The organism is Streptomyces sp. NBC_00203, assembly GCF_045206325.1.
Taxonomy (GTDB): domain Bacteria; phylum Actinomycetota; class Actinomycetes; order Streptomycetales; family Streptomycetaceae; genus Streptomyces; species Streptomyces lutosisoli.
Genome location: NZ_CP108126.1, coordinates 4,207,913 through 4,230,116 on the forward strand (window position 1 = coordinate 4,207,913; position 22,204 = coordinate 4,230,116).

Consider the following 22,204-nt stretch of genomic DNA (forward strand, 5'->3'; position numbering starts at 1 on the left):
CGGTCGTGCGAGCTCAGCGCGAGACGGACTCGGGTGCCGGCGACTGACGGCCCACGCGAGGGGGCAGGACCGCGTCCTGCCCCCTCATGCCGTACCGACGCGCATGGCTCTCGACAAGCAGCGGGATACCGCACACGGGAAGCAGCATCGCCATCACCATCAGCCGTGGACCCATGGCCGTCTCAGGATGTCCGGCCTGGTTCACGAAGCCCGCGACGGCGGTCCCGAGCATCACGCACGCGAACGGACGGTGGTACCGGAAGGCTCCCCAGGCCCCGCCCGCGAGGAGAAGGAGCACCAGCGGCTCCATCAGCGCGGCACGCAGCCATTCCTTCCAGAAGGCGGCACTCAGGCGCAGGAATGCGTGCCAGGGGTGCGGAGCCATGCTCCTCGAGTAGTGAACGGTCAGCAGATCCTGGAGACCGGACCGGGTACTCGGCAGTGCGAGGGCGGTGATGACGAGCTGAAGGGCCACCGTGAACGCGGCCGTCACGGCGAGAACCGCCAACTCCGGCCGGGCGAACTCCCGTCGCCGCACCCGGCGCGCGCAGACGAGGAGTGCGGTCATGGCCGCGATTCCGGCGACGGCCAGCAGGGTCTGCGCGTATTTGACACCTGCCGCGCCGGCGAACGCCAAGAGGGTGAGCGCCGTTCCTGACGCGATCCGTCCCCGCAGTATGCGGACACATCCGAGGATGCCGGCGAGCAGGAGACACAGAAGCAGCCCTTCGCACAGCGGCTGCATGGCCTCCCGTCCCGTCGGCAGCGCGTAGTAGAGCACCTGCCCCAGCAGGGCGAGCGGAACGGAGACGCCCAGTGTCCGCAGAATCAGGACCACGAAGCCACTGGCCAGGACCGTCGCCACGAGTGAAGCCGCCCACAGGCCGACGGCCAGGCCGAACACGCGGATGAAGGGAATCGTGTACAGCGGGTATCCGGGTCTGGTCGCGAAGATCACGGAGATGCGCGGATGACTGAACAGTGCCATGTAGCCGGTCACATCGGTGCGTTCGGCATTACGTGCGACGCGTTCCCGGCTCGAGTTCCGGCACTCCTGATACGCGGCAATTCCGGTGTTCTTGCTCCGGTAGCTCGCCAGATCCCCGTTCGCACGCTCCACGGACCTGACGCGCACGCTGTCGCAGAAATAGTCCACCGCCCGCAGAGAGGCCCCTTCCCGGCCGAGCCCTTGCAGCATGTAACTGTGCGCCACGTATTGGCGCGTGTCCATGGCGGCACGTCCCTGGATCTGGACCGACTGCGCTCCGGTGAATACCAGGGCGAAAACAAAGAACCAGAAAATGAGTAGACGTCGGTCACGTGGCGGCGACGGTCGCAGGAACCTCTCTGTTTTCCACATCGTCGAATGGCCTATCACACACCTCTGAGTCTGATGAGCGATCAACTCGCGCGATGTATGGATTCTTTGCCGGGCTCCGGACATCACTCGAAGGCATGAAATAAGGAGAACAGGGTGACCCCTGGTGGAAGAACCGATGAATGCGTCACACTATTGACCCCTCCTCCTCGCCCACCGCCCGGTGAGCGCCGACCTCCTCGTCCGGCGCGCGGTACGCGGCGCCACGGCCCTGCGCGGCGGCGCCGGTTGGCGTCCGACGCCGTACCAGGTCTTCGGTGGCCTGTTCTGGCTGGTGATGTCCCTGGCCTCCTGGCGCCTGCCGATGTGCTGCGACTTCGGCCAGCACGCGGCGGTCGTCGAGCGCCTCAAGGCGAACCTGTTCCATCCGGCCCATCCGATGGCGGACCTGCCGGGCGCGGGCAGTCCGTACTACTCGCCGTACGCGGTCGCCCAGGGCGCGTTCGCCCGGCTGACGGGTCTGACCGGCTATCAGGTCGTACGTCTCAGCGGTCCGCTGAACCTGCTGGTCCTGCTGACCGGCATCGGCCGCTTCGTCCGCGTCCTGACGCCTCGTATCTGGGCACCGGTCCTGTCGCTCCTCGCGATGGTGCTGCTGTGGGGCACCAGGCGCGCCTGGTGGAGCGGTTACCTCGGGCTGATGTCGATGACGGGGAACCTCCCCTACCCGTCCACGTTCGCCATCGGACTGGCCTTCTGGGCCTGGGCGTTGACGGGGACGCGCGCGCGAGGCATGGGCGGCCTGGTCCGGTACGTCGGCCCGAGCGGGCTCAGGAGTTTCTCCGGGTACGCCGGGCTCGGCGCCCTGTACGGGCTGATCCTGCTCGTGCACCCGATCACCTCCATCGCGGCGGTGCTCGGGGCGGTGGCGTTCGCCGCCGGGTGGCAGAGCGGGTGGCGGGCGGCGATCGTGGGCCGGTGGACGCTGGCCGGTGCGGCGGCGCTGCTGGTCGGATACTGCTGGCCGTACTTCGACGTCTTCGCGCTGACCGGGGACCGCAGCGTGGACGCGCTGCACGAGCGGCTGTACGTGGGGATGCCGGGGCACTTCTGGCTGGCGCTGATCGGGGTGCCCGCGCTGTGGCTGCGCGCGCGGCAGGCGAAGCGGAGCGAGGGGCACCGGTGGCGCGATCCGCTGGTGCTGATGTTCGCGCTGGAGTGCGCGACGGTGGCGTACGGCTGGATCAGCGGGCACTACACGTACGGCAGGATCCTGGGGCTCACGCTGGTGCCGTTGCAGTTCGCGCTCGGGGTGGAGCTGGCGGCGCCCCGGCCGTGGGGATCCGGGCGACGGCGGCTGGGGCTGGTGGCGGCCGTCGGGGCCTGCATCGGCTTCCTCACCGTGCAGGCCGGCGCGGTCGTGCCGCGCTCGCTCGACCCGGTCGGCTTCGACCAGCCGCCGCGCTGGCCGACGTACGAGTGGGCGGCACGGCACATCAAGCCCGGCGAGGCGGTCATCACGGACGGGTTCTACGACGTGCACTCGATCGCGGCGTACGGCCCCGACCTCGCCGCGCCCCTGTGGCCCGATCCCGCTCTCGACGAGCGGGAGCGGCTGCGGCGGCGCGCGGCGGTCCGCGCCTACCTCAACCCGGCGTCGACCCGCGCCGAACGCACCGCCATCGCCCGCCGGTACCACGTCCGCTGGCTGCTGATGACGCGCTGGCACCAGGTGCCCGAGGAGGCGACGGTGGTGGAGCGGAGCCGGAAGACCGGAGAGGTGCTGGCCAGGGTCGGGGGCTGAACCGACCCTGCCGGCCGCCCTGTGACTACTCGACCACGAGCTCCACCGGGATGTTGCCGCGGGTGGCGTTGGAGTAGGGGCAGACCTGGTGGGCCTGCTCGACCAGCTTGCGGCCGGTGGCCTCGTCGACGCTGTCGGGCAGCTCGATGCGCAGCGTCACCTTGAGGGCGAAGCCCTCGCCCTGCTTGCCGATGCCGACCTCGCCGGTCACCGCGGCCTCGCTGACGTCGACCTTCGCGGCGCGGCCGACGAGGCCGAGGGCGCTGGCGAAACACGCGGCGTAACCGGCGGCGAAGAGCTGCTCCGGGTTGGTGCCCTGCCCGTTGCCGCCCAGCTCCACCGGCATGGCCAGCTGGAGGTCGAGCTTGCCGTCGGAGCTGACGGTGCGGCCCTCGCGGCCGTGGGTGGCGGTGGCGACAGCGGTGTAGATCGCGTCCATGGGGACCATCCCTCTCAGGTCTGAAGTCTTGCCGGGGCGGCCGGTCCGACCGCCTCACGACCACAATTAGAGCACGCAATTCAATTGCGCACAACTTAATGGCGGACAAGAGCTACCCTGGTCGCATGACCGCAACGCCCACCACCCCGAGCACGCCGAGCGCCACGAGTACCCCGGTCCCGCCCGACGGGGACTACCTCCGCCTCGACGAGCAGATCTGCTTCTCCCTGAACGCCGCGTCGCGCGCCTTCGGCGGCGTCTACCGCGTGCTCCTCAAGGACCTCGGGATCACCTATCCCCAGTACCTGGTGATGCTGGTGCTGTGGGAGCACGGCGAGCTGCCCGTGAAGAAGCTCGGCGAGCACCTGCGGCTCGACTCCGGGACGCTGTCGCCGCTGCTCAAGCGGCTGGAGGCGGCGGGGCTCGTACGGCGGGAGCGGAGTGTGCGGGACGAGCGGTCAGTGCACGTCCATCTCACCGATGAGGGTGTTGCCCTGCGGGAGCGGGCGTTGGCCGTGCCTCGGCGGATCGCTGCCGCGACGGGGGCGAGTCTTGAGGAGATCCGGGAACTTCGGGCTCGGCTGGATCGGTTGACTGTGGCGCTGGATGAGGCGGCGTTGGAGTCTGAACCGGGGTGTGCCTAGCTCCGCTGGATGGGTAGTTCGCTGGCTGCGGGACGGTGGGGGCCTGTCGCGCCCACGCGGCGGAGCCGCATATCGGTACAGCCCCGCGCCCCTTACGGGGCGCGTGGTGGTCTGCGGATGTACAGGCGCAGGGTCACGCCTCCTCGGGTGATCTCCTGGAGGGGGACGAACTCCTCCTCCACCAGGGTGAGTTTGAGGCGTTCCGTGGGGGTGTCCGGGGTCCAGGTCGGGCGGGTCGCGAAGGGTTCGGCGACGAGCCAGACGTGGTCGAGGCGGGAGAGGCGGCGGCGGAGTTCCGAGGGGGCCGCCTCCTGTCCGTAGAGGGTTCCGGAGGACGGGCCCGGGGCGGTCAGGGCGATGTCGCGGATTCCGCGGAAGCCGTTCGGGTACGCCAGTGCCGAGCGTCGCACGATCGAGGGCAGGAACAGGACCGGGTCGCCGGGGCGCAGTTCACGCCCTGCGGTGGCGGAGACGGTGGCGAGGTTGTCGGCTCGGTGGTCGGGGGTGCGGTCCAGGCGGAAGAGGGGGAGCTGGAAGGCGAAGCCGAGGGTGACGGCCAGGGCGCCGATGAGGGTGACGCGCGCTCCGGTGGGGACGGTGAGGCGCAGCCGGGGCAGCAGGCTCACCAGCCGTTCGGCGCCCGCAGCGGCGAGCAGCGGTGCCCCGGCGAGGGCGTACAGCACATAGCGGTCGTCGTACAGCGGCCAGAACTGCGAGACGGTCATCAGCACGGCCGGCGGGACGACCATGAGGGGCAGGGCGACCGCCTGGAGCGACAGCTCGCCCCGCCGCGCGAAGGGCCGCCACAGGGCGAGGGCGATGAGGACCAGGTGCGGCACGACCACCAGCCGGTCCGGGCCTGCGAACGCCGACAGCAGTCGCACCACGCTCCCGAAGGCGGGCCGCGGCAACCACGCGACCTGCGCGGACTGCGCGTGCGAGACGAGGACGAGCGGCACCAGCGCCAGGACCACGGCTCCCGCCGCGCACCCCCACGCCCGCCACACTCGCGCCGGCACCCGCGCGAGCGCCAGTGTCCCCGCGTGCGCGAACAGCAGGAGCACCGCCAGCTCGTGAAGCAGACAGGTGACGGCGACCGCCGCTCCGTACGCCCACCAGTACCGGCTCGCCGCCCTCCCCCAAGTCCTCGACTTCGTACGAGCAGGGGGGACCGTCATGGCCCGCACCAGCAGCCAGGTCGCTGCCGCCGCTCCGGCCGCGACGAGCGCGTACGACCGGCCCTCCTGCGCGAAGTGCCCGGTCATGGGCGTGACGGCGTACAGCAGCCCCGCCCAGAGACCGACCCGCGGGCGGCACAGGCGGACGCCGAGGGCGGCGACGAGACCCGCGGTCGCGGCGGTGGCGCAGACCGAGGGGAGCCGGAGGGCGACCTCGCCGGGGTGTGGGGCGAGGACGGGATGCATCAGGAGGTAGTACAGGCCGTGCACCGCGTCGACGGAGTGCAGCAGCTGCCAGATCTGCGGCACCGAACGCCGCGCGACCTGGAACGTCACCCCCTCGTCGCGCCACATGCCACCGCGGTCGAGCCCCCAGAGCCCCACCGCGAGCATCACGAGCACGGGCAGGAGGACCGCCAGGACCGCCATCGCCTCCGGACGCCCGACCCCGGACCGTCTCACCCACGCACTCACCATGAGACCGATTTTTTGCTATTAACCAACGTTGGAAGGGTATTGACGGCGTATCAACCCACATGACCCATCCATGCGGCTTACGATCCGGGCTTGATGAGCGCCTGGAGAGTCCCTTGATGAGTCCTTTGAAGAAACATCGCCGCCCGCTCGCCCTCGCCGCCGCCTGGCTGGTCACCCGCTCGCTGATGCTGTGGATGCTCGCCCACGACGAGCTCGCCCCGCTCGGCCGGGGCGGGGTCTCGAAGGAGGTGGGCCAGCTGTACTTCCGCTGGTACGGCGTCCTGTCGCACGGCGCGTTTCCGGCGGACGACCGCATGTGGCAGTACCCGCCGGGCGCGGGCCCGGTGCTGCTCGCGCCGGCGCTGCTGCCGATGCTGACGTACTTCACGGCCTTCGTGACGCTCACCCTCGCCACGGACGCCGTGATCACCGTCGCCCTCGCGCGCGCGGGCGGGCGCCCTGGCCGCAGCCTGCGCGGTGCCGCCCTGTGGACGCTGGCGCTCCCCCTGCTCCTGCACATCCCGCTCGCCCGGTACGACGTCGAGGTCACCGCCTTCGCCGTCATCTCCCTGTTGACGTTGTCGCGCTCCACGCGTGCGTGCGGCGCGTTCGCCGCGATGGGGGCCCTGGTGAAGGTTTGGCCCGCGCTGACGCTGATCGGCACCCCGCGGGGCCGTACGACACGGGAGGCCTGGACGTCGGCGGCGGTCACGGCGGGCGCGCTGCTCACCCTTCTGGCGGCCGTCTTCAGCAACCCTTTCGGCTTCCTGCGCCAGCAGGGCGGCCGTGGCGTGCAGATCGAGTCGCTCGGGGGCACGGTCCTGGGCTTCGCGCGCCGCGCCGGGTGGCCGGGGACGGTGCGCTACCAGTACGGCGCGATGGAGTTCGTGGGCCCGTACGTCTCCACGGTCGCCGCCGTCTCGCTCGCCCTGACGGTCGCCGCGTTCGGGCTCCTGCTGCTGTGGCGGGTGCGGGCGCGGCGCTGGACTCCGGCGACTCCGTACGACGCGGCGCTCGCCGCCGTGCTGCTGTTCACGGTGACGAGCCGGGTGATCAGCCCCCAGTACATGGTGTGGCTGCTCGGCCTGTCCGCCGTGTGCCTGACCTCGCGGCACACCACGCAGCGCCCGGTGGCCGCGCTGCTCGTGGCGGCGACGGCGGTCAGCTCGGTCGCGTACCCCGGCCTGTACGGGGACGTCGTCCACAGCACCTGGGCGGGCTGCCTGCTGATGCTCGTACGCAATGGACTGCTGGCGACGGCCGCCGGGCTGTCGTTCGCGCGGCTGTGGCGGTCGGGCCGCCCTGTGACAGATGGCCACCCTGTGACAGATGGGGCGAAATCAGACGCGTCCGCGCGGAACGCTCACCCCATTCCTGCCGTCTTCCCGACGAGACACTAAGTACCTCTTAACGGAAAATTACCCGCAACACCTACCGTTCCGGCACGTGGATCCCATGAACCCTCACCCCCCGCAGGTCAGTGTCGTCGTCATCGGGTACAACGACGCCCCCCATGTGACCGACGCGGTGCGCTCGGCGCTCGCGCAGGGCCCGGCGGTCCGTGAGGTGATCGCGGTGGACGACTGCTCGACGGACGGCAGCGGGGACCTCCTCGACGGCCTCGCCGCCGGGGAGCCGCGTCTGAGAGTGATCCGCCGGGCGGTCAACAGCGGGGGCTGCGGCAGCCCCCGCAACGACGGGATGGACGCCGCGACAGCCCCGTACGTGATGTTCCTGGACAGCGACGACGTGCTGCCGCCCGGCGCGGTGGACGCACTGCTGGGCGCGGCGCGCGAGCAGCGCGCGCCGGTCGCGTCCGGGCTCTGCGTGCGCCGTGAGCTGCCCTCGGGGCGCGAAGTCCCGTGGGAGCGCGCCCTGTACGCGCGCCCCGCGCTGGTCCCGCACCCCGCACGGCGCACGCGCCTGGTGCACGACACCCTCTGCGTCAACAAGCTGTACCGCACCGACTTCCTGCGCGAGCACGGGATCCGCTTCCCCGAGGGCCGCTTCCGCTACGAGGACTTCCTCTTCACCGCGCGCGTGCTGGCCGCCGGACCGCGCATCGCGCTGATCCCCGACACGGTGTACGTCTGGCACGTGCGGCGCGACGCGGCCCGGCTGTCGATCTCGCTCGACCGGGCGGACATCGACAACTGGCGGGCGCGGACCGAGGCCAACCAGGCGGCGTACGAGATCCTGCTGGGCGCCGGTGAGAAGCGGCTCGCGCAGGCCGTGCACGCCAAGTTCCTCGACCACGAGCTGCGGATGTACACGCGCGAACTGGAGCTGCGCGGTCCCGAGTACCGCAGCGCGTGGTGGGAGCTCACGCGCGCGCACCTGTCGACGTTCGACGCGACCGACTTCACCGTCAACCCGACCGCCCCCGGCCGCCTCGTCGCCCGCGTGGTGCTGGCCTCCCCCGCACCCCGTGACCTGCCCCGCCTCAAGGAGCTCGCGGCCCGCCCGGCCAGGCTGCTCCCGCCGTACGCGCGCGCTTCCGACGGGACGCCCATCTGGTCGGACGACCTCCCCCAGGTGACGCTGGACCACTTCCTCGTCCGCCCCGCGCATCTGCTGCCGGCCTCCGTCGACGCGGAACTGCGGCCACGCGCGCGTGGCACCCACCTGCGGCTGCGTCTGCACGAGCTGTACGGGCGGATGACGGAGGCGGGTCCGGCGTCGGTGGAGGTGGAGTTCGTGCACCGGGAGGAGGGCCGGGTGGGCGGGCGCGTCGCCGCGGTCTTCGTGCCCGACCGGTACGGGGACCTCTGGACCGCCGGGACGCCGGTGGACCTGTCGGCGCTGGGCGCGGGCGTCTGGGACCTCCGGCTGAAGCTCGTCTTCCGCGACGGCACGAGCCGCGAGGCCACGGCGCACGCGCTCACGGGCCCCGGCCTGCTGCGCCGCCGCGCGGTCCCGGACGCCCGCCACGGGGTCCTGCTGGTGCAGCCGTACCGCACGCACGCGGGGGCGCTGGCACTGCGCACGGCGTCCGGATGGAGAGGAATGACCGAAGTCGTACGCCGCCGGCTCGGCCGCCTGCTTCACTGATACGCGACCGAAGCCGCATGCAATGGCACCCGCACCACACGAACACCACCACGCACACCACCACGGGCTCACCGACAAGGGGACGACCGCACATGACCTGGCTGATCACCGGCGGCGCCGGCTACATCGGGGCGCACATCGTCCGCGCGATGCTCGACGCGGGCGAACAGGCCGTGGTCTACGACGACTTGTCCACGGGGATCGCGGAGCGGGTGCCGTCCGGAGTGCCGCTGGTGGTCGGCTCGACCCTGGACGCGGATCTGCTGGCCCGGACCCTTGAGGAGCACTCCGTCACCGGTGTCGTCCATCTGGCGGCGAAGAAGCAGGTCGGCGAGTCGGTGGAACTCCCGCTGCACTACTACCGGGAGAACGTCGAGGGCCTGCGGGTCCTGCTGGAGGCGGTGACGGTCGCGGGGGTCGGCTCCTTCGTGTTCTCGTCCTCGGCGGCGGTGTACGGCATGCCGGATGTGGACCTGGTCACGGAGGAGACGCCGTGCGTGCCGATGAGCCCGTACGGCGAGACGAAGCTGGCGGGCGAGTGGCTGGTCCGCGCGACGGGCCGGGCGACGGGCCTGTCCACGGCGTCGCTGCGCTACTTCAACGTGGCGGGGGCGGCGACACCGGAACTGGCCGACGTGGGCGTCTTCAACCTGATCCCCATGGTCTTCGAGAAGCTCACGGAGGACGCCCCGCCGCGCGTCTTCGGCGACGACTACCCGACCCCCGACGGGACGTGCGTCCGGGACTACATCCATGTGGTCGACCTGGCCGAGGCCCATGTGGCCGCGGCCCGCGCCCTGGAGGCGTCCCCGGGCACCGACCTCACCCTCAACATCGGCCGTGGCGAAGGCGTCTCGGTCCGCGAGATGATCGACCGCATCAACGCCCTCACCGGCTACGACCGTCCCCCGGTCACCACTCCTCGCCGCCCCGGCGACCCGGCCCGGGTGGTCGCCTCCGCCGACCGCATCGCCACCGCACTGGGCTGGAAGGCGAAGTACGACGTCCAGGACATGATCACGTCGGCGTGGGCGGGGTGGGTACGTCTGCATCCTGGGGCGGCGCGCGACTAGGGACTTCCAGGGCCTAGGGAGCTAGGGGGGCTAGGGGAGCTAGGGGAGCTAGGGGGCTAGAGAGCCGCCTTCGCCTCGCTCAGCTGGGGGAAGGTGACGCCGGTCAGCTCCTCGGAGGCCCTCCACAGGTGGACGGCGGACACCGGGTCGCTGGCCGCGGCCGAGCGGCCGACGAGGGTCGGTCCGCCGCGCATCTCGGCGAACCCGTCCGGGCCGACGTAGCTGGCTCCGGGCAGATCCTGGGTGGCGGCGTACAGCGTGGGCAGGGCGCCCGCCTTGTTGTCCTGGGCGATGAACCGGTTGCCCACCGACATCAGGGCCCGCCGGACCACGCTGGCGTCGTGGCCCTGGAGGTTGGTGGCGGCCCAGCCGGGGTGCGCGGCGAGGGCCCGCACGGGCCACCCCTCGGAGGCGAGACGGCTCTGCAGTTCCAGGGTGAACAGCAGATTGGCGAGCTTGGACTGGCTGTAGGCGGTCATGGGCGAGTACGCGCCGCCGGTCAGGTTCAGATTGTCGAAGTGCATGTGGTTGCTGCTGGGGATCTTGTGGGCCCCGGAGGCCACGGTGACCACCCGGTCGGTCACGTGCGGCAGCAGCAGGTTGGTCAGGGCGAAGTGGCCCAGGTGATTGGTGCCGAACTGCATCTCGAAGCCGTCCTTGGTGCGGGCCTCGGGGATGTTCATGACTCCGGCGTTGTTGATGAGCAGATCGAGGTCGCCGGTCCAGGAAGCGGCGAACTCCCGTACGGAGGAGAGGTCGGCCAGGTCGAGCCGCCGCACCTCCACACTCCCCTTGACGTCCTTCACGGTGCCGGCGGCCGCCTCGCCGCGCCGCACGTCCCGTACGGCGAGCACCACGTGGGCACCGGCCCGGGCGAGGGCGTCGACGGTGGCGATGCCGAGCCCGCTGTTGGCGCCGGTGACGACCGCCGTACGGCCGGTCTGGTCCTCGATGTCGCTTGCGTTCCACTGCTGCTTGGCCATGCGTTTCAATGTAGGCGTCGACAACAATGCTGTCAACGACAACAATGATGACGATGCCAACAATAGTGACAGCGCCAACAATGTAGCCGGTGAACACATGCGCACTACACTGACCGCTATGCAGACTGGCCAGACACGTCGTTACCACCACGGAGACCTGCGCGCCGCGCTGCTGATCCGCGCCGAGGAGACGCTCAAGGAGAAGGGCCCGGCCGCCCTGTCCCTGCGCGAACTGGCCCGCGACCTCGGCGTCAGCCACGCCGCGCCGAGCCGCCACTTCAAGGACAAGCAGGCCCTGCTGGACGCACTGGCCGAGACCGGCTTCGACCGCCTCTCCGAAGCGCTGGCCGCGTCCCAGGAAACGGCGGACGAGTCCTTCGCCGACCGCCTGGGCGCCCTGGCCCGCGCCTACGTGGGCTTCGCCACCGCCAACGCGGAACTCCTCGACCTCATGTTCTCCATCAAGCACGACCCGGCCGCCTCCGACGCCCTGATCAAGGCCGCCCAGGGCATGTCGGTCCTGGCCCTGCACCTGATCGAGGACGGCCAGCGCCGCGGCGAGGTCCGCGAGGGCCCGGTCGCCAGCATCGCCACCCCTCTCTTCACCACCCTCCACGGCTTCGCCGCCCTCGCCGTGTCCGGCACCCTCCCCTCCGGAACCCTGAAGACAGACCTGGAGTACGTCATCGCCCACACCCTCCGGGGCTGCGCACCGGACGCTCCGGGGCGGGCCTGATCCGTACCGCCCGCCGGATGGCCGAGTGACCATGCCCTGAGCGAACAACTCAGACGGCCCCGGGCGGCGTCCCTAGCATCGGCGTCATGGGACCCAAGGCGACAGGAACGACACCGGCGTACGACGAACACGCCGACTGGTACAACGACTTCATGTCGGCCGGCACGGCCGGGGCGTTCATCGAGCGGGTGCACGCCTCGATCGTGGAGTTGCTGGGGACCGGCGAGGGGATGTGTCTGGACGTCTGCTGCGGTACGGGGGCCCACGCGCCCGCGCTGGGCGGGCTCGGGTGGACGCCGGTCGGGGTGGATCTGTCGGGCGGTCAACTGCGGCACGCGGTGGGGAAGTTGCCCGTCGCGCAGGCGGACGCGACGGCGCTTCCGTTCGGTGACGGCTCCGTGCCCGCCGTCGCGTGCGTGCTGGCCCACACCGACGTGCCCGACTACGCGGCCGTGCTGCGGGAGGTCGCCCGGGTGCTGCGGCCCGGCGGGCGGTTCCTGCACCTGGGTGTGCATCCGTGTTTCATCGGCGCGTTCGCCGACTGGAGCGACCGGCCCAGGGTGCTGCTCGACGAGCGGTACGCCGACCGGTCCCGCAGCTTCGAGGCGTGGAGCCCGGCGGGTGTCCGGGCCCGCGTCGGCGCCTGGCACCTCCCGCTCGCGGAGCTGCTCAACGCCACGACGGCGGCCGGGCTCCGGCTGGTGCGCACCGCCGAGGCGGGCCCGGGCGGGGTCCCGGACCTGTTCGGCTTCCTGGCAATGAAGGACTGATCGAAGGGGCTGGGCGACCTCACAGGCCCTTGTTCAGGTACGCCAGCACCGCCAGCACCCGGCGGTGCCCGCTGTCGGTCGGCGGCAGGCCCAGCTTGGTGAACACATTGCCGATGTGCTTGCTGACCGCGCTGTCGGAGAGGACCAGGGTCTTGCTTATCGTCGCATTGTCGAGGCCCTCGGCCATCAGTTTGAGGACCTCGCGTTCGCGCGGGGTCAGCGAGTCGAGGGGTGAGTCCCGGCGGCGGGTGAGGAGTTCGGTGACGACCTCGGGGTCCAGGGCCGTGCCGCCGGCCGCGACCCGGTCCAGCGCGTCCAGGAACTCGTCGACCCGGCCGACGCGGTCCTTGAGCAGATAGCCGACGCCGCTCGCACCACCGCCGAGCAACTCGGCCGCGTACGACTCCTCGACGTACTGCGAGAGCACCAGCACCGGCAGCCCGGGGATCTCCGCCCGGGCGGCGAGTGCCGCGCGCAGCCCCTCGTCGCGGAAGCCGGGCGGCATCCGGACGTCGAGGACGGCGACGTCCGGGCGGTGCGCCAGGAGGGCCGGGAGCACCTCGGGCCCGCTGCCCGCGACGGCCACCACCTCGTGCCCGGACGAAGTCAGCAACAGCACCAGGCCCTCCCGCAGCAGAGCGTTGTCCTCGGCGATCACCACACGCACGGCAGCCCACCCATTGTTTCCGCCCCCGCGAGGGCCTCGGTCACCGTCACCACACGCACGGCAGTTCCACCTCGATCACCGTCGGCCCCCCGACGGGGCTCGTCACCATCAGCGTTCCGTCGAGCGCGGCCACGCGTCGCTGCATGCCGAGCAGTCCGGAGCCCCCCGCCTCGTCGGCGCCGCCCCGCCCCTCGTCCCGTACGACCACCCTCAACCCGGCCGGGAGCCGCGCCAGTTCGACCGACGCCCGCTCCGCCCCACTGTGCTTCACCGCGTTCGTGAGCGACTCGGCCACCACGAAGTACGCCGCCGCCTCGACGGCCGCCGGAGGCCGCGCGCCGCCCTCCGGGGCGCCCTCCGAACGGTCCTCCAGGCCGCCGTCCACCCTCACGGTGACATCGAGCCCGCTGCTCGCCGCGAGCGCGCGCACCGCACCCGCGAGGCCCCGGTCGGTGAGGATCGGCGGATGGATGCCGCGCACCACGTGCCGCAGCTCCGTCAGGGCCGCCTCGGCCTGGTCCTGGGCGTCGTCGAGGAGTTTGCGCGCGGCCTCCGGGTCACGGTCGTACGCCCGCTTCGCGAGGCCGATCCGCATCGAGAGGGAGACCAGGCGCGCCTGCGTGCCGTCGTGCAGATCCCGTTCGATACGGCGCAGTTCGGCGCCGTGCGCGGCGACCGCGCCCGCCCGGGTCTCGGTCAGCTCCTCGACCCGCTCGGCCAGCCGCGCCTTGGGCGAGGGCTTGAGCAGGGCGGTCGACCACCGCGCGTCGAGGTCGGCGAGCCGGCTGATCAGCGGGAGTACGACGGCTTCACGGCCCACCAGTCCCTGCCACACGCCGTCGACGACCAGGCCGACCGGCCACAACGGCAGCGCGAGGGCGCCGAGAAAGCCGTAGAAGTAGTGGGCGATCATCCAGCGCAGGTCGGTGAAGGTGCCGGGGTCACGGACCGCCGTGCGCAGCCGCTCGCGGAGCCGGCCCTTGATGGGCAGATACGCCTCGGGGATCTCCTGGCCGGTCCAGTCGGCCACCATGCGCCGCTTGGCCCCGGCGATGCGCCGTATCACCAGCACCGTCTCGGGCAGCATCGCGGCGCCGACCACCGCGAGCGTGGCGACGACCGTGATGATCAGCACGGTGATGAAGATGATCGTGGCGAACGACAGTACGGCGGCCAGGACGAGGTGCACCGTCGCCCGCCACGCCTGTCGCACTGTCGTCCGCATGGCGTTCAGATTAGGCGACCCGGCATCCGCCCGGGGCCCATGGTGCAGCGGGCTGCACCCCCACTTCGGCAGTGCGCTCCCTCGAAACGGCGCCCGCACGACGGGATCGTTGATCTCGGAAGTTCACCGCTCCCCGAGACCCGCACTCGGGGTTCACGGCCCGCCCGCAGGGCCCCGTCCCAGAAGGAAACCTGCCATGAAGTCGCTGATGTCCTCGAAGCCCGTTCTCTGGTTCCTGTTCCTGTTCAACCTCGTCGTCGCCGCGGCGGCCCCGTTCGTGGTCGACGGCTCGCAGGGCGTCATGACCGCGGTCGGCATGGGCGTCGTCTCGCTGGGGGCGGGCGCCAGCCTCCTGAAGGGCCGCAGGCAGGGGCAGCACGCCGCCTGACCAGGCAGATGACTGACCGGACAGATGCCTGACCAGGCAGATCATGACCGGAACCGGTCAGAGCAACCGGAACCGGTCAGAGCGCCTTGAGCGCCGCCGCCGTCGCCCGGGCCAGGCTCGCCAGATACCCCTTCGGCAGTTTCGGCCCACGGACCACGACCGCCCGCCAGTACAGGGGTCCGGACATCAGGTCGAGCGCGAGTTCGAGGTCGATCCCCTCGCGCACCTCACCCCGCGCGGCCGCCGCCGCGACGATCCCGCTCGCGACCCCCTGCTGACCCTCGCGCAGCGCCTTCTGCATGGCATCCGCGATCTCGGGGTTGCGGGCCGCCTCGGCCTGGAGGTCGGGGATGATCTGGCCGGCGACGGGGTGGCGCAGCGCGCGCGAGGTGACCTCGTACAGCAGGCGCAGGTCGCCCTCCAGGGAGCCCGTGTCAGGGGCGGGCAGCCCCTGGACCGCGACCGCCGAGACCAGGTCGAGCACCAGGTGGAGCTTCGAGCGCCAGCGCCGGTACACCGCGGTCTTGCCGACACCCGCACGGCGGGCGATGCCCTCGATGGACATCCGGGCGTAGCCGACGGCCGCGAGTTCCTCGAAGACGGCGGCGCGGATGGCCTCGGTCACGTCCTCCCGGAGGACGGCCGCCCCGGCGGGGGCCCGGCGGCGCGGCGGCTTCCCCTCGGGAGGCGCGGGCGCATCGGCGTTCGTCGTCATGCGGACCAGCATAGGCCGTTACGACGAAACGGTTGCGTTCCGACGACCAGAAGGCCTACGCTCGCGTTGCGACGATACGGTCCCGTCCCGACGTAAGAAGACGGCAAGGACGACGTAAGAAACGTTGACGTTGACGACGTAAGAAGCGTCAAGGACGGACCCGCGCACCCCACCCCCCGAGCGAAAGCAGCGGATGTGAGCCAGGTCCTCCACACACCGCCCCCGACAGCGACACCGGGCTCCCCCACCGACGACGCCGCGGCGCTCGCCGCCCGGTACGGCCTCACCGTCAGCGGCGCCCGTCCGACCCTGCCCGCGTACGTCCGCGAGCTGTGGGCGCGGCGCCACTTCATCACCGCCTTCGCCACCGCCAAGCTCACCGCCCAGTACAGCCAGGCGAAGCTCGGCCAGGTGTGGCAGGTGATGACCCCGCTGCTGAACGCGGCGGTCTACTACTTCATCTTCGGCATCCTGATGGGCACCAGCAAAGGCGTGCCGGACTTCATCCCGTTCCTGGTCACCGGCGTCTTCGTGTGGACCTTCACACAGAGTTCGATCATGGCGGGCACCCGCGCGATCTCCGGAAGCCTGGGGCTCGTCCGGGCCCTGCACTTTCCGCGGGCCGCGCTGCCGGTGTCGTACGCCCTCCAGCAGCTCCAGCAGCTGCTGTTCTCGATGGCCGCGCTGGTCGTGATCCTGCTCTGCTTCGGGGTGCCGCTCAGCCTGTCCTGGCTGCTCGTCATCCCGGCACTCACACTCCAGTTCGTCTTCAACGCGGGCGTAGCGATGGTCATGGCCCGGATGGGCGCCAAGACGCCGGACATCGCGCAGCTCATGCCGTTCCTGCTGCGCACGTGGATGTACGTCTCGGGTGTCATGTGGAGCATCGAGAAGATGCTGAAGAACCAGGACCTGCCGCACGCCGTCCTGGTCGCGCTGCAGTGCAACCCGGCCGCCGTCTACATCGACCTGATGCGGTTCGCGCTGATCGACAGCTTCCACGCGCGCCAGCTGCCGCCCCACGTGTGGGCACTCGCGGTCGGCTGGGCGCTGATCGCCGGGGTCGGCGGCTTCATCTACTTCTGGAAGGCCGAGGAGACGTACGGACGTGGCTGACATCATGACCAAGACGTACGAGGACGCCCCAGCGGGCGCCTCCGCGAACGCCCCCGAGGCGCGTGTCCCCACCGTCGTCGCCGACCGCGTCGACATCGTCTACCGCGTCAACGGCACGGGCGCCGGACGGGGCAGCGCCACCGCCGCCCTGAACCGCATCCTGCGCCGCGAGCAGACCGAGAAGGCGGCCGGGGTGCGCAAGGTGCACGCCGTCAAGAGCGTCTCCTTCACGGCGTACCGGGGCGAGGCCATCGGTCTGATCGGCACCAACGGCTCGGGCAAGTCCACCCTGCTCAAGGCGGTCGCGGGCCTCCTCCCCGTGGAGAACGGCAAGATCTACACCGACGGTCAGCCCTCGCTCCTCGGCGTCAACGCGGCCCTGATGAACGACCTCACCGGCGAGCGGAACGTCTACCTCGGCGGGCTGGCCATGGGCATGTCGCGCGAGCAGGTGAAGGAGCGTTTCCAGGAGATCGTCGACTTCTCCGGCATCAACGAGAAGGGCGACTTCATCACGCTGCCCATGCGGACGTACTCCTCCGGGATGGCGGCGCGGCTCCGGTTCTCCATCGCCGCGGCCAAGGACCACGACGTACTGATGATCGACGAGGCCCTGGCAACGGGGGATCGCTCCTTCCAGAAGCGCTCTGAGGCTCGGATTCGGGAGTTGCGGAAGAGTGCGGGGACCGTGTTCCTGGTGAGCCACAACAACAAGTCGATCCGGGATACGTGTGATCGGGTGTTGTGGCTGGAACGGGGGGAGCTCCGCATGGACGGGGCTACGGAGGATGTGCTGAAGGAGTACGAGAAGTTCACGGGGAAGTAGGGCTCGGCTCTGCGGGGAACTGTGCGACGTCGGCTGCGGGTTCGTCGTGGCTGGTCGCGCAGTTCCCCGCGCCCCTAAAGGGGCGCGCCTCGGTGGGCCGGAGGTCTTGACGAGCCGGAAATCTCACCTCTCCAGGAACGCGAACAACTCCTCCCACCTCTGCACGATCTCGTCCGTCGTATAGCGCTGGATGTTCGTGCGCGCCACGTCGCCCATCGTGTCCCGCAGGGTCCTGTCGGACATCAACGTGTCGAGGCGGCGGGCGAGTTCGCCGGTGTTGCCGAGGGTGGCGAGGAGGCCGTCCTCGCCGTCGTGGATGATCTCGTGGACGCCGGGGGCGCAGTCGAAGGCGGCGCAGGGGAGGGCGGTGGCCATGGCTTCCATGAGGGCGAGGGGGAAGCCCTCGCCGCGGGAGGAGAGGACGAAGACGGAGCCGCCGCGCAGTGCGGACGGGACGTCGCTCGTGCTGCCCATCCAGTCGACGGAGTCGTCGAGGCCGAGGGCGGTGCACTGCTTCTTCAGGATCTCCTCGTCCTCGCCCGAGCCGTAGATGCGCAGCTGCCAGTCGGGGTGGCGCGGCGCGACCTCGGCCCAGGTGTCGAGGAGCATGTCGATGCCCTTCTGGTCGTGCAGCCGGCCGACGCTGACGACCACGTTCTCGGTGCGCGGCGAGGGCACGCCGGGCATGAACGGGATGGGGTTCGGCATGAAGGACGCGTTGTTCATGCCCTGCCCGATCCACAGGTCGGCGTCCTCGCGGGTGAGCGCCAGCATCCGGTCGACGTTCTTGTAGTGCTTCAGGACGCGTCGGAAGCGCGAGGTCTTCTTGCAGTACTCGAAGGACTCATGGCTCATGCCGATGACGGTCAGGCCGGTGGTGTCGGCGAGCTCCACCCACTCCATGGCCCACACCTGCGTGACGATCACGACGGCACCGGGGCGCGCGGAGCGGAACAGCGCGGTCAGCTTGGCGGCCTGTTCCCGCATGCCCGCCGCGCGTTCGGCGCGCAGCTTCCGTTCGGTGACGTCGAGCCGCCCCTTGATGCCGCGCGCGGAGCCCACGTGGGGCGGGTGGACGTCGTACAACGTCGTGGTGGGGTACGGGAGTTCGCCCAGTTCCTGGACGACGGCGGGCTCGGTGATGCCGACGACGTGGACGCGGTGGCCGTTCTCGGTGAAGAGGCGGGCCATCTGGTGGGACCAGCTGGTCACCCCGCCGAGCTCGTCGACACTGTTGGAGACGAAGAAGACGTCCCGCTGCGGATACTCGGTCATCCACGCCTCCACTGCGCGAAGAACTGGTCGACGATGCTCAGGGCCGCGGTGCCCTTGTCGTACTCGCCGAACTCGGCGGTGAACTGCTCGCGCCGGGCCGCGTACTTGGTCACCTGCTCCTCCAACGAGCCGAGGGCCGTGTGCAGTTCGTCCTCGGTGCGCACGACGGGACCGGGCGCCCTCTCCAACAGGTCGAAGTAGGTCCCGCGGCCCTCGTGCACGTACTCCTCGTAGTCGTAGGCGAAGAAGAACATCGGCCGGTCGAGGAGGGCGTAGTCGAACATCACCGAGGAGTAGTCGGTGATCAGACCGTCGGCGAGCGCGAGCAGCGGGGTCATGTCGTGGTGCGCCGTCACGTCGACGACGCGGCCGCGCACGGAGGGCGGCAGGACGACGTGGTTGAGGTAGTGGGAGCGGACGAGGAGGACGTAGCGGTCGCCGAAGGTGTCGGCGAAGCGCTCCACGTCGAAGGGCAGCTCGAACCGCCGCTGTCCCGCGCCGCCGCGCTGCCGGAAGGTCGGGGCGTACAGCAGGATCTGTTTGTCCTCGGGGATGCCCAACTTGACGGCAAGGGGCCCGCGTTCACGACGCCCGGTGTCCTCTTCCCGTTCCCTGGCCCGGACGAGCGCGTCGTTGCGCGGGTAGCCCACCCGCAGCAGCGTCCGCTCCTGGAGCCGGAACGCCCGTGCGAGGGTGCGCACATCGTGCTCGGAGCGGATCAGGAACCGGTCGAAGCGGTCGAGGGTGCGCTGCTGCTCGGCCTGCGCCGCACGGGACTTGACCTTCCACTCGGGTTCGTCGAAGCCCATCCGTTTGAGCGCGGAGCCGTGCCAGGTCTGGAGGTACGTCGTCTGCGGCCGCTTGGTGAGCTTCAGCGGATAGCTCTGGTTGTCGACCCAGAACTCGGCCTGCGCGAGCGCCTTGAGATACGGCACCGACCAGCGGCGTACGAGGGTGGCGTCGGAGGGGAAGCCCTCCGGACCGCTCGCGTACGCCCACACCGCCTCGAACTCCAGTCCCTGGCGGCGCATCTCCTCGTAGATCGCCCTGGGGCTGTCGCTGTACTGCCGGCCCAGGTGGCTCTCGAAGACGACGAGGCCCTTCCTGACCGGCAGCCGGCTGAACACCTCGTGGTACAGCCGGAGTTTGGTGTCACCGGAGGTGAGCTCCTTGCGCAGCGCCCTGGCCCTGCGGTAGCCGGACTTGGCGAGCGTGCCGGCCCGGCCGTGCACACCCCGCTGGACGAGTTCGTTCGCCTTCTTGTCGGGGACGAGCCGGAAGGAGAGGTGTCCGCGCGAGGAGACCATCGGCTCGATGCGGTCGGCCACCAGACGGGTGAGCCGGGGTCGCACGGGCGACGGGCCGGCGGCCAGGTCGGGTGCGGCGGCCGTGAGCCGGGTCGTGGTGCGTACGTCGTCGACGTCGAGGTGGAGTCGTACGTCCCACACGGCGTCCACGATGCCCAGCGGTCTGACGGCCGCGAGGTCGACCGGGGTCTCCCAGGCGATGGCCCGGCCCTCGTGCCGCACGCTCGCCACCGGGAAGCGGAACGTCTGGAAGCGCACGCCCGGACGGCGGGCGTAGAACTCCAGTTCCCCGGCGAGCCGGGCGCCGGGCGGGATCACCCCGAGCGGGTTGGTGATCCGCCCGGCCAGCCGCACCTCTCCGTGGGACTCCTCGGACTCCTCGTAGGAGGTCAGCTCGTTGCGCAGGAACATCTTCTCGACCGGCTTGGCGTGGTGGCCGAGTTCGGTGACGTCCAGGACATGCCGGCCGAAGGGGTCGTCCAGGTGCTCGGCGCACCAGTACACGCGCCCGTCGCGCTCGACGAGCGGAGAGGAGATCTTGTCGCGGTTGGTGAGCGTGTCCACGGCGGGGAGCAGGTTGTCCCAGTCGCCCACCTGGAGGAGATAGGCGCAGATGGCGTGGATGGGCTCGGTCTCGTCGAAGGCGGCGCGGTCGATCGACTCCAGGTACGCGCGGGCGATCTCCGCGAACTCCTGCCGGTAGGCCGCGTCACGGAACGGCAGTTCACGCAGATGCAGCACGAGGTCGTGCTTGAGCCACTTGACGTCCTTGGCGAACTTCAGCTCCAGCAGGCCGTTGTCGGCGAGGAGCCGGTCGACCCGGCGGTGGATCTCCATGCGGTGCGTGAAGTTGGCGATCTCGTCACGCCGGTTGCTGATGGACCTGGCCGCCGCCTCCGGCGGTTTCTCCACGACCCGCCAGTCGTAGACCCGGTTGGGGATGAGGGTGATGCGGCGGGCGGCCACGTACGCCTGCGCGGAGAAGAGCAGGTCCTCGTAGTGGATCCCGACCGGGAACTCCAGGCCCGCGTCCAGCAGGAACCGCCTGCGGTAGCACTTGTTCGTGGACAGGGTGTCGAAGACCAGCAGGTCCGGCAGCTCGGAGATCGACTCCAGGGTGCGGGTGCGCTCGTACAGCCAGGGGTACCACTTGACCTCCTTGCCCGTGCGCGAGTCCACGTGCACCCGCACGCACAGGCCGGCGACGAGGTCGGCGCCGGTGGTCTCGGCGGCCTCCAGCATGTTGCGGCAGGCGTTGCGCTCCAGTACGTCGTCGCTGTCGAGGAAGAGGACGTAGTCGCCGCGGGCCTGGCGGACGCCGTGGTTGCGGGGGGCGCCGCAGCCGCCGCTGTTCTCCGGCAGCTGGAAGGCGCGCACGCGGTCGGGGTGCTCGGCGGCCAGTCCCCGCGCCACCTCGTACGAGCCGTCCGTGCTGCGGTCGTCGACGATGACGATCTCGACGCCGCGCAGCGTCTGGCCGAGGACGGAGCGCACGGCCGTGGGCAGCCGGGCGGCGTCGTTGTAGACGATGACGATCACAGATATGGCAGGTGGGCGGCGCTGATCCACATTCATCCTATTAATACTAGACATAACCCTCGGCAACGGCTCGTTACCGGCCGTGCTTCGCCTGCTCGAACACCCACGTCCGGTACACCAGGAACCGGAAGGCCGAGGCCAGCACGATCGACACCGCCTTGGCCAGGTTCGAGCCGAGCGGGCCGCTCATCCCCAGGCCGTGGTAGCCGACATAGAAGAGCGCGCTCTCCATGACGACCCCGATGCCGCTGAAGACGAAGAACAGGGCGATCTGCCGCCGGGTGCGCGAGGCCCGGTCGCGGTACGCGAAGAACCGGAAGCCGAGGTAGTTGGTCGCCATGGCGACGCAGCTGGCGATGACCGTGGCGGCCATCGGGGCCCACTTCAGGCCGTGCAGAAGAAGGTTGAAGACCAGAAAGTTGACCGCGACTCCGCTGCCGCCGACGACCCCGAACTTGGCCACTTCGAGGGCGATCCGCCGGGTCCGCGCGAGCACTCCGGGACGGGTGACGGGCGGGACGGTCGTCGACGCGGGAGCCTGACGGGGCGCGGGAGCCTGGGGCGGCGCGGGAGCCTGAGGGGGCGCGGCGGCCTGGCGGCCCACACGGGCCCGCCCCTCGGAGAGATTCACAGTCACAATTGTCCCTTTTATCAGTAATAGGTAAATTCCAGG

The 22,204-nt window shown here is 70.6% G+C and carries 20 protein-coding genes; 10 read left to right on the forward strand and 10 right to left on the reverse strand.

The features are described 5' to 3' along the window. Positions 1 to 13 precede the first annotated feature (13 nt). A complete protein-coding gene (locus OG975_RS18960; RefSeq protein ID WP_406330457.1) occupies positions 14 to 1,231 on the reverse strand; it encodes a hypothetical protein in 1,218 nt (405 codons plus the stop codon). Positions 1,232 to 1,541: 310 nt separating this feature from the next. Here OG975_RS18960 and OG975_RS18965 point away from each other — a divergent pair, with 310 nt between their 5' ends. After that, positions 1,542 to 3,122: a hypothetical protein gene (locus OG975_RS18965; protein WP_406330458.1), complete on the forward strand. Its 1,581-nt coding sequence runs from the start codon at positions 1,542 to 1,544 to the stop codon at positions 3,120 to 3,122. Positions 3,123 to 3,147: 25 nt separating this feature from the next. On the opposite strand, the gene OG975_RS18970 is transcribed toward OG975_RS18965, so the two are convergent. After that, complete coding sequence (locus OG975_RS18970) at positions 3,148 to 3,561, reverse strand: organic hydroperoxide resistance protein (protein WP_406330459.1); 414 nt, start codon at positions 3,559 to 3,561, stop codon at positions 3,148 to 3,150. A 125-nt stretch (positions 3,562 to 3,686) separates the two neighbouring features. Between OG975_RS18970 and OG975_RS18975 the strand changes: the two genes are divergently transcribed. Then, positions 3,687 to 4,205 carry a MarR family winged helix-turn-helix transcriptional regulator gene (locus OG975_RS18975; protein ID WP_406330461.1) on the forward strand — a complete coding sequence of 173 codons (519 nt, stop codon included), beginning with the start codon at positions 3,687 to 3,689 and terminating at the stop codon, positions 4,203 to 4,205. Between the two features lie 92 nt (positions 4,206 to 4,297). Here the strand turns inward: OG975_RS18975 and OG975_RS18980 are convergent, their stop codons facing one another. Next, positions 4,298 to 5,845 (reverse strand): glycosyltransferase family 39 protein, encoded by a 1,548-nt coding sequence (locus OG975_RS18980; protein WP_406330462.1) that lies wholly within the window; start codon positions 5,843 to 5,845, stop codon positions 4,298 to 4,300. Between the two features lie 131 nt (positions 5,846 to 5,976). Between OG975_RS18980 and OG975_RS18985 the strand changes: the two genes are divergently transcribed. From OG975_RS18985 to galE, 3 genes are all read left to right on the forward strand, one after another. Next, on the forward strand, positions 5,977 to 7,260 hold the full coding sequence (locus OG975_RS18985; protein ID WP_406330463.1) for a glycosyltransferase 87 family protein: 1,284 nt from the start codon (positions 5,977 to 5,979) through the stop codon (positions 7,258 to 7,260). A 55-nt stretch (positions 7,261 to 7,315) separates the two neighbouring features. Continuing rightward, positions 7,316 to 8,911 carry a glycosyltransferase family 2 protein gene (locus OG975_RS18990; RefSeq protein ID WP_406330465.1) on the forward strand — a complete coding sequence of 532 codons (1,596 nt, stop codon included), beginning with the start codon at positions 7,316 to 7,318 and terminating at the stop codon, positions 8,909 to 8,911. A gap of 92 nt (positions 8,912 to 9,003) precedes the next feature. Beyond that, on the forward strand, positions 9,004 to 9,984 hold the full coding sequence (galE, locus tag OG975_RS18995) for a UDP-glucose 4-epimerase GalE (protein ID WP_406330467.1): 981 nt from the start codon (positions 9,004 to 9,006) through the stop codon (positions 9,982 to 9,984). Between the two features lie 56 nt (positions 9,985 to 10,040). Here the strand turns inward: galE and OG975_RS19000 are convergent, their stop codons facing one another. Beyond that, positions 10,041 to 10,967, reverse strand: coding sequence for an oxidoreductase (locus tag OG975_RS19000; protein WP_406330469.1), 927 nt, complete (start codon positions 10,965 to 10,967; stop codon positions 10,041 to 10,043). Positions 10,968 to 11,085: 118 nt separating this feature from the next. Between OG975_RS19000 and OG975_RS19005 the strand changes: the two genes are divergently transcribed. Both OG975_RS19005 and OG975_RS19010 read left to right on the forward strand, forming a co-directional pair. After that, positions 11,086 to 11,703, forward strand: coding sequence for a TetR/AcrR family transcriptional regulator (locus tag OG975_RS19005; protein WP_406330470.1), 618 nt, complete (start codon positions 11,086 to 11,088; stop codon positions 11,701 to 11,703). 86 nt (positions 11,704 to 11,789) lie between these two features. After that, the gene (locus OG975_RS19010) at positions 11,790 to 12,473 is read left to right on the forward strand and encodes a class I SAM-dependent methyltransferase (protein WP_406330472.1); all 684 of its coding nucleotides are present in this window, start codon (positions 11,790 to 11,792) and stop codon (positions 12,471 to 12,473) included. Positions 12,474 to 12,492: 19 nt separating this feature from the next. On the opposite strand, the gene OG975_RS19015 is transcribed toward OG975_RS19010, so the two are convergent. Together OG975_RS19015 and OG975_RS19020 are read right to left on the reverse strand one after the other, a co-directional pair. Next, positions 12,493 to 13,140, reverse strand: coding sequence for a response regulator (locus OG975_RS19015; protein WP_406330473.1), 648 nt, complete (start codon positions 13,138 to 13,140; stop codon positions 12,493 to 12,495). A 46-nt stretch (positions 13,141 to 13,186) separates the two neighbouring features. Beyond that, complete coding sequence (locus tag OG975_RS19020) at positions 13,187 to 14,365, reverse strand: histidine kinase (protein ID WP_406330474.1); 1,179 nt, start codon at positions 14,363 to 14,365, stop codon at positions 13,187 to 13,189. 196 nt (positions 14,366 to 14,561) lie between these two features. Between OG975_RS19020 and OG975_RS19025 the strand changes: the two genes are divergently transcribed. Next, on the forward strand, positions 14,562 to 14,753 hold the full coding sequence (locus tag OG975_RS19025; RefSeq protein ID WP_406330475.1) for a hypothetical protein: 192 nt from the start codon (positions 14,562 to 14,564) through the stop codon (positions 14,751 to 14,753). 76 nt (positions 14,754 to 14,829) lie between these two features. Here the strand turns inward: OG975_RS19025 and OG975_RS19030 are convergent, their stop codons facing one another. Continuing rightward, the gene (locus OG975_RS19030; protein ID WP_406330476.1) at positions 14,830 to 15,468 is read right to left on the reverse strand and encodes a TetR/AcrR family transcriptional regulator; all 639 of its coding nucleotides are present in this window, start codon (positions 15,466 to 15,468) and stop codon (positions 14,830 to 14,832) included. Positions 15,469 to 15,663: 195 nt separating this feature from the next. Here OG975_RS19030 and OG975_RS19035 point away from each other — a divergent pair, with 195 nt between their 5' ends. Both OG975_RS19035 and OG975_RS19040 read left to right on the forward strand, forming a co-directional pair. Next, complete coding sequence (locus OG975_RS19035; protein WP_406330477.1) at positions 15,664 to 16,584, forward strand: ABC transporter permease; 921 nt, start codon at positions 15,664 to 15,666, stop codon at positions 16,582 to 16,584. Between the two features lie 4 nt (positions 16,585 to 16,588). Further along, positions 16,589 to 17,410 carry an ABC transporter ATP-binding protein gene (locus tag OG975_RS19040; RefSeq protein WP_406336336.1) on the forward strand — a complete coding sequence of 274 codons (822 nt, stop codon included), beginning with the start codon at positions 16,589 to 16,591 and terminating at the stop codon, positions 17,408 to 17,410. Positions 17,411 to 17,533: 123 nt separating this feature from the next. Here the strand turns inward: OG975_RS19040 and OG975_RS19045 are convergent, their stop codons facing one another. The 3 genes from OG975_RS19045 to OG975_RS19055 are packed head-to-tail and all read right to left on the reverse strand — an operon-like array spanning position 17,534 to position 22,162. Continuing rightward, complete coding sequence (locus tag OG975_RS19045) at positions 17,534 to 18,685, reverse strand: glycosyltransferase (protein WP_406330478.1); 1,152 nt, start codon at positions 18,683 to 18,685, stop codon at positions 17,534 to 17,536. Next, entirely contained in the window at positions 18,682 to 21,567 is a 2,886-nt protein-coding gene (locus OG975_RS19050; RefSeq protein WP_406330479.1) for a CDP-glycerol glycerophosphotransferase family protein, read from the reverse strand. The genes OG975_RS19045 and OG975_RS19050 overlap by 4 nt, the downstream gene beginning before the upstream one ends. Before the next feature lie 37 nt (positions 21,568 to 21,604). Beyond that, on the reverse strand, positions 21,605 to 22,162 hold the full coding sequence (locus OG975_RS19055; RefSeq protein ID WP_406330480.1) for a GtrA family protein: 558 nt from the start codon (positions 22,160 to 22,162) through the stop codon (positions 21,605 to 21,607). Between the last annotated feature and the right edge of the window lie 42 nt (positions 22,163 to 22,204).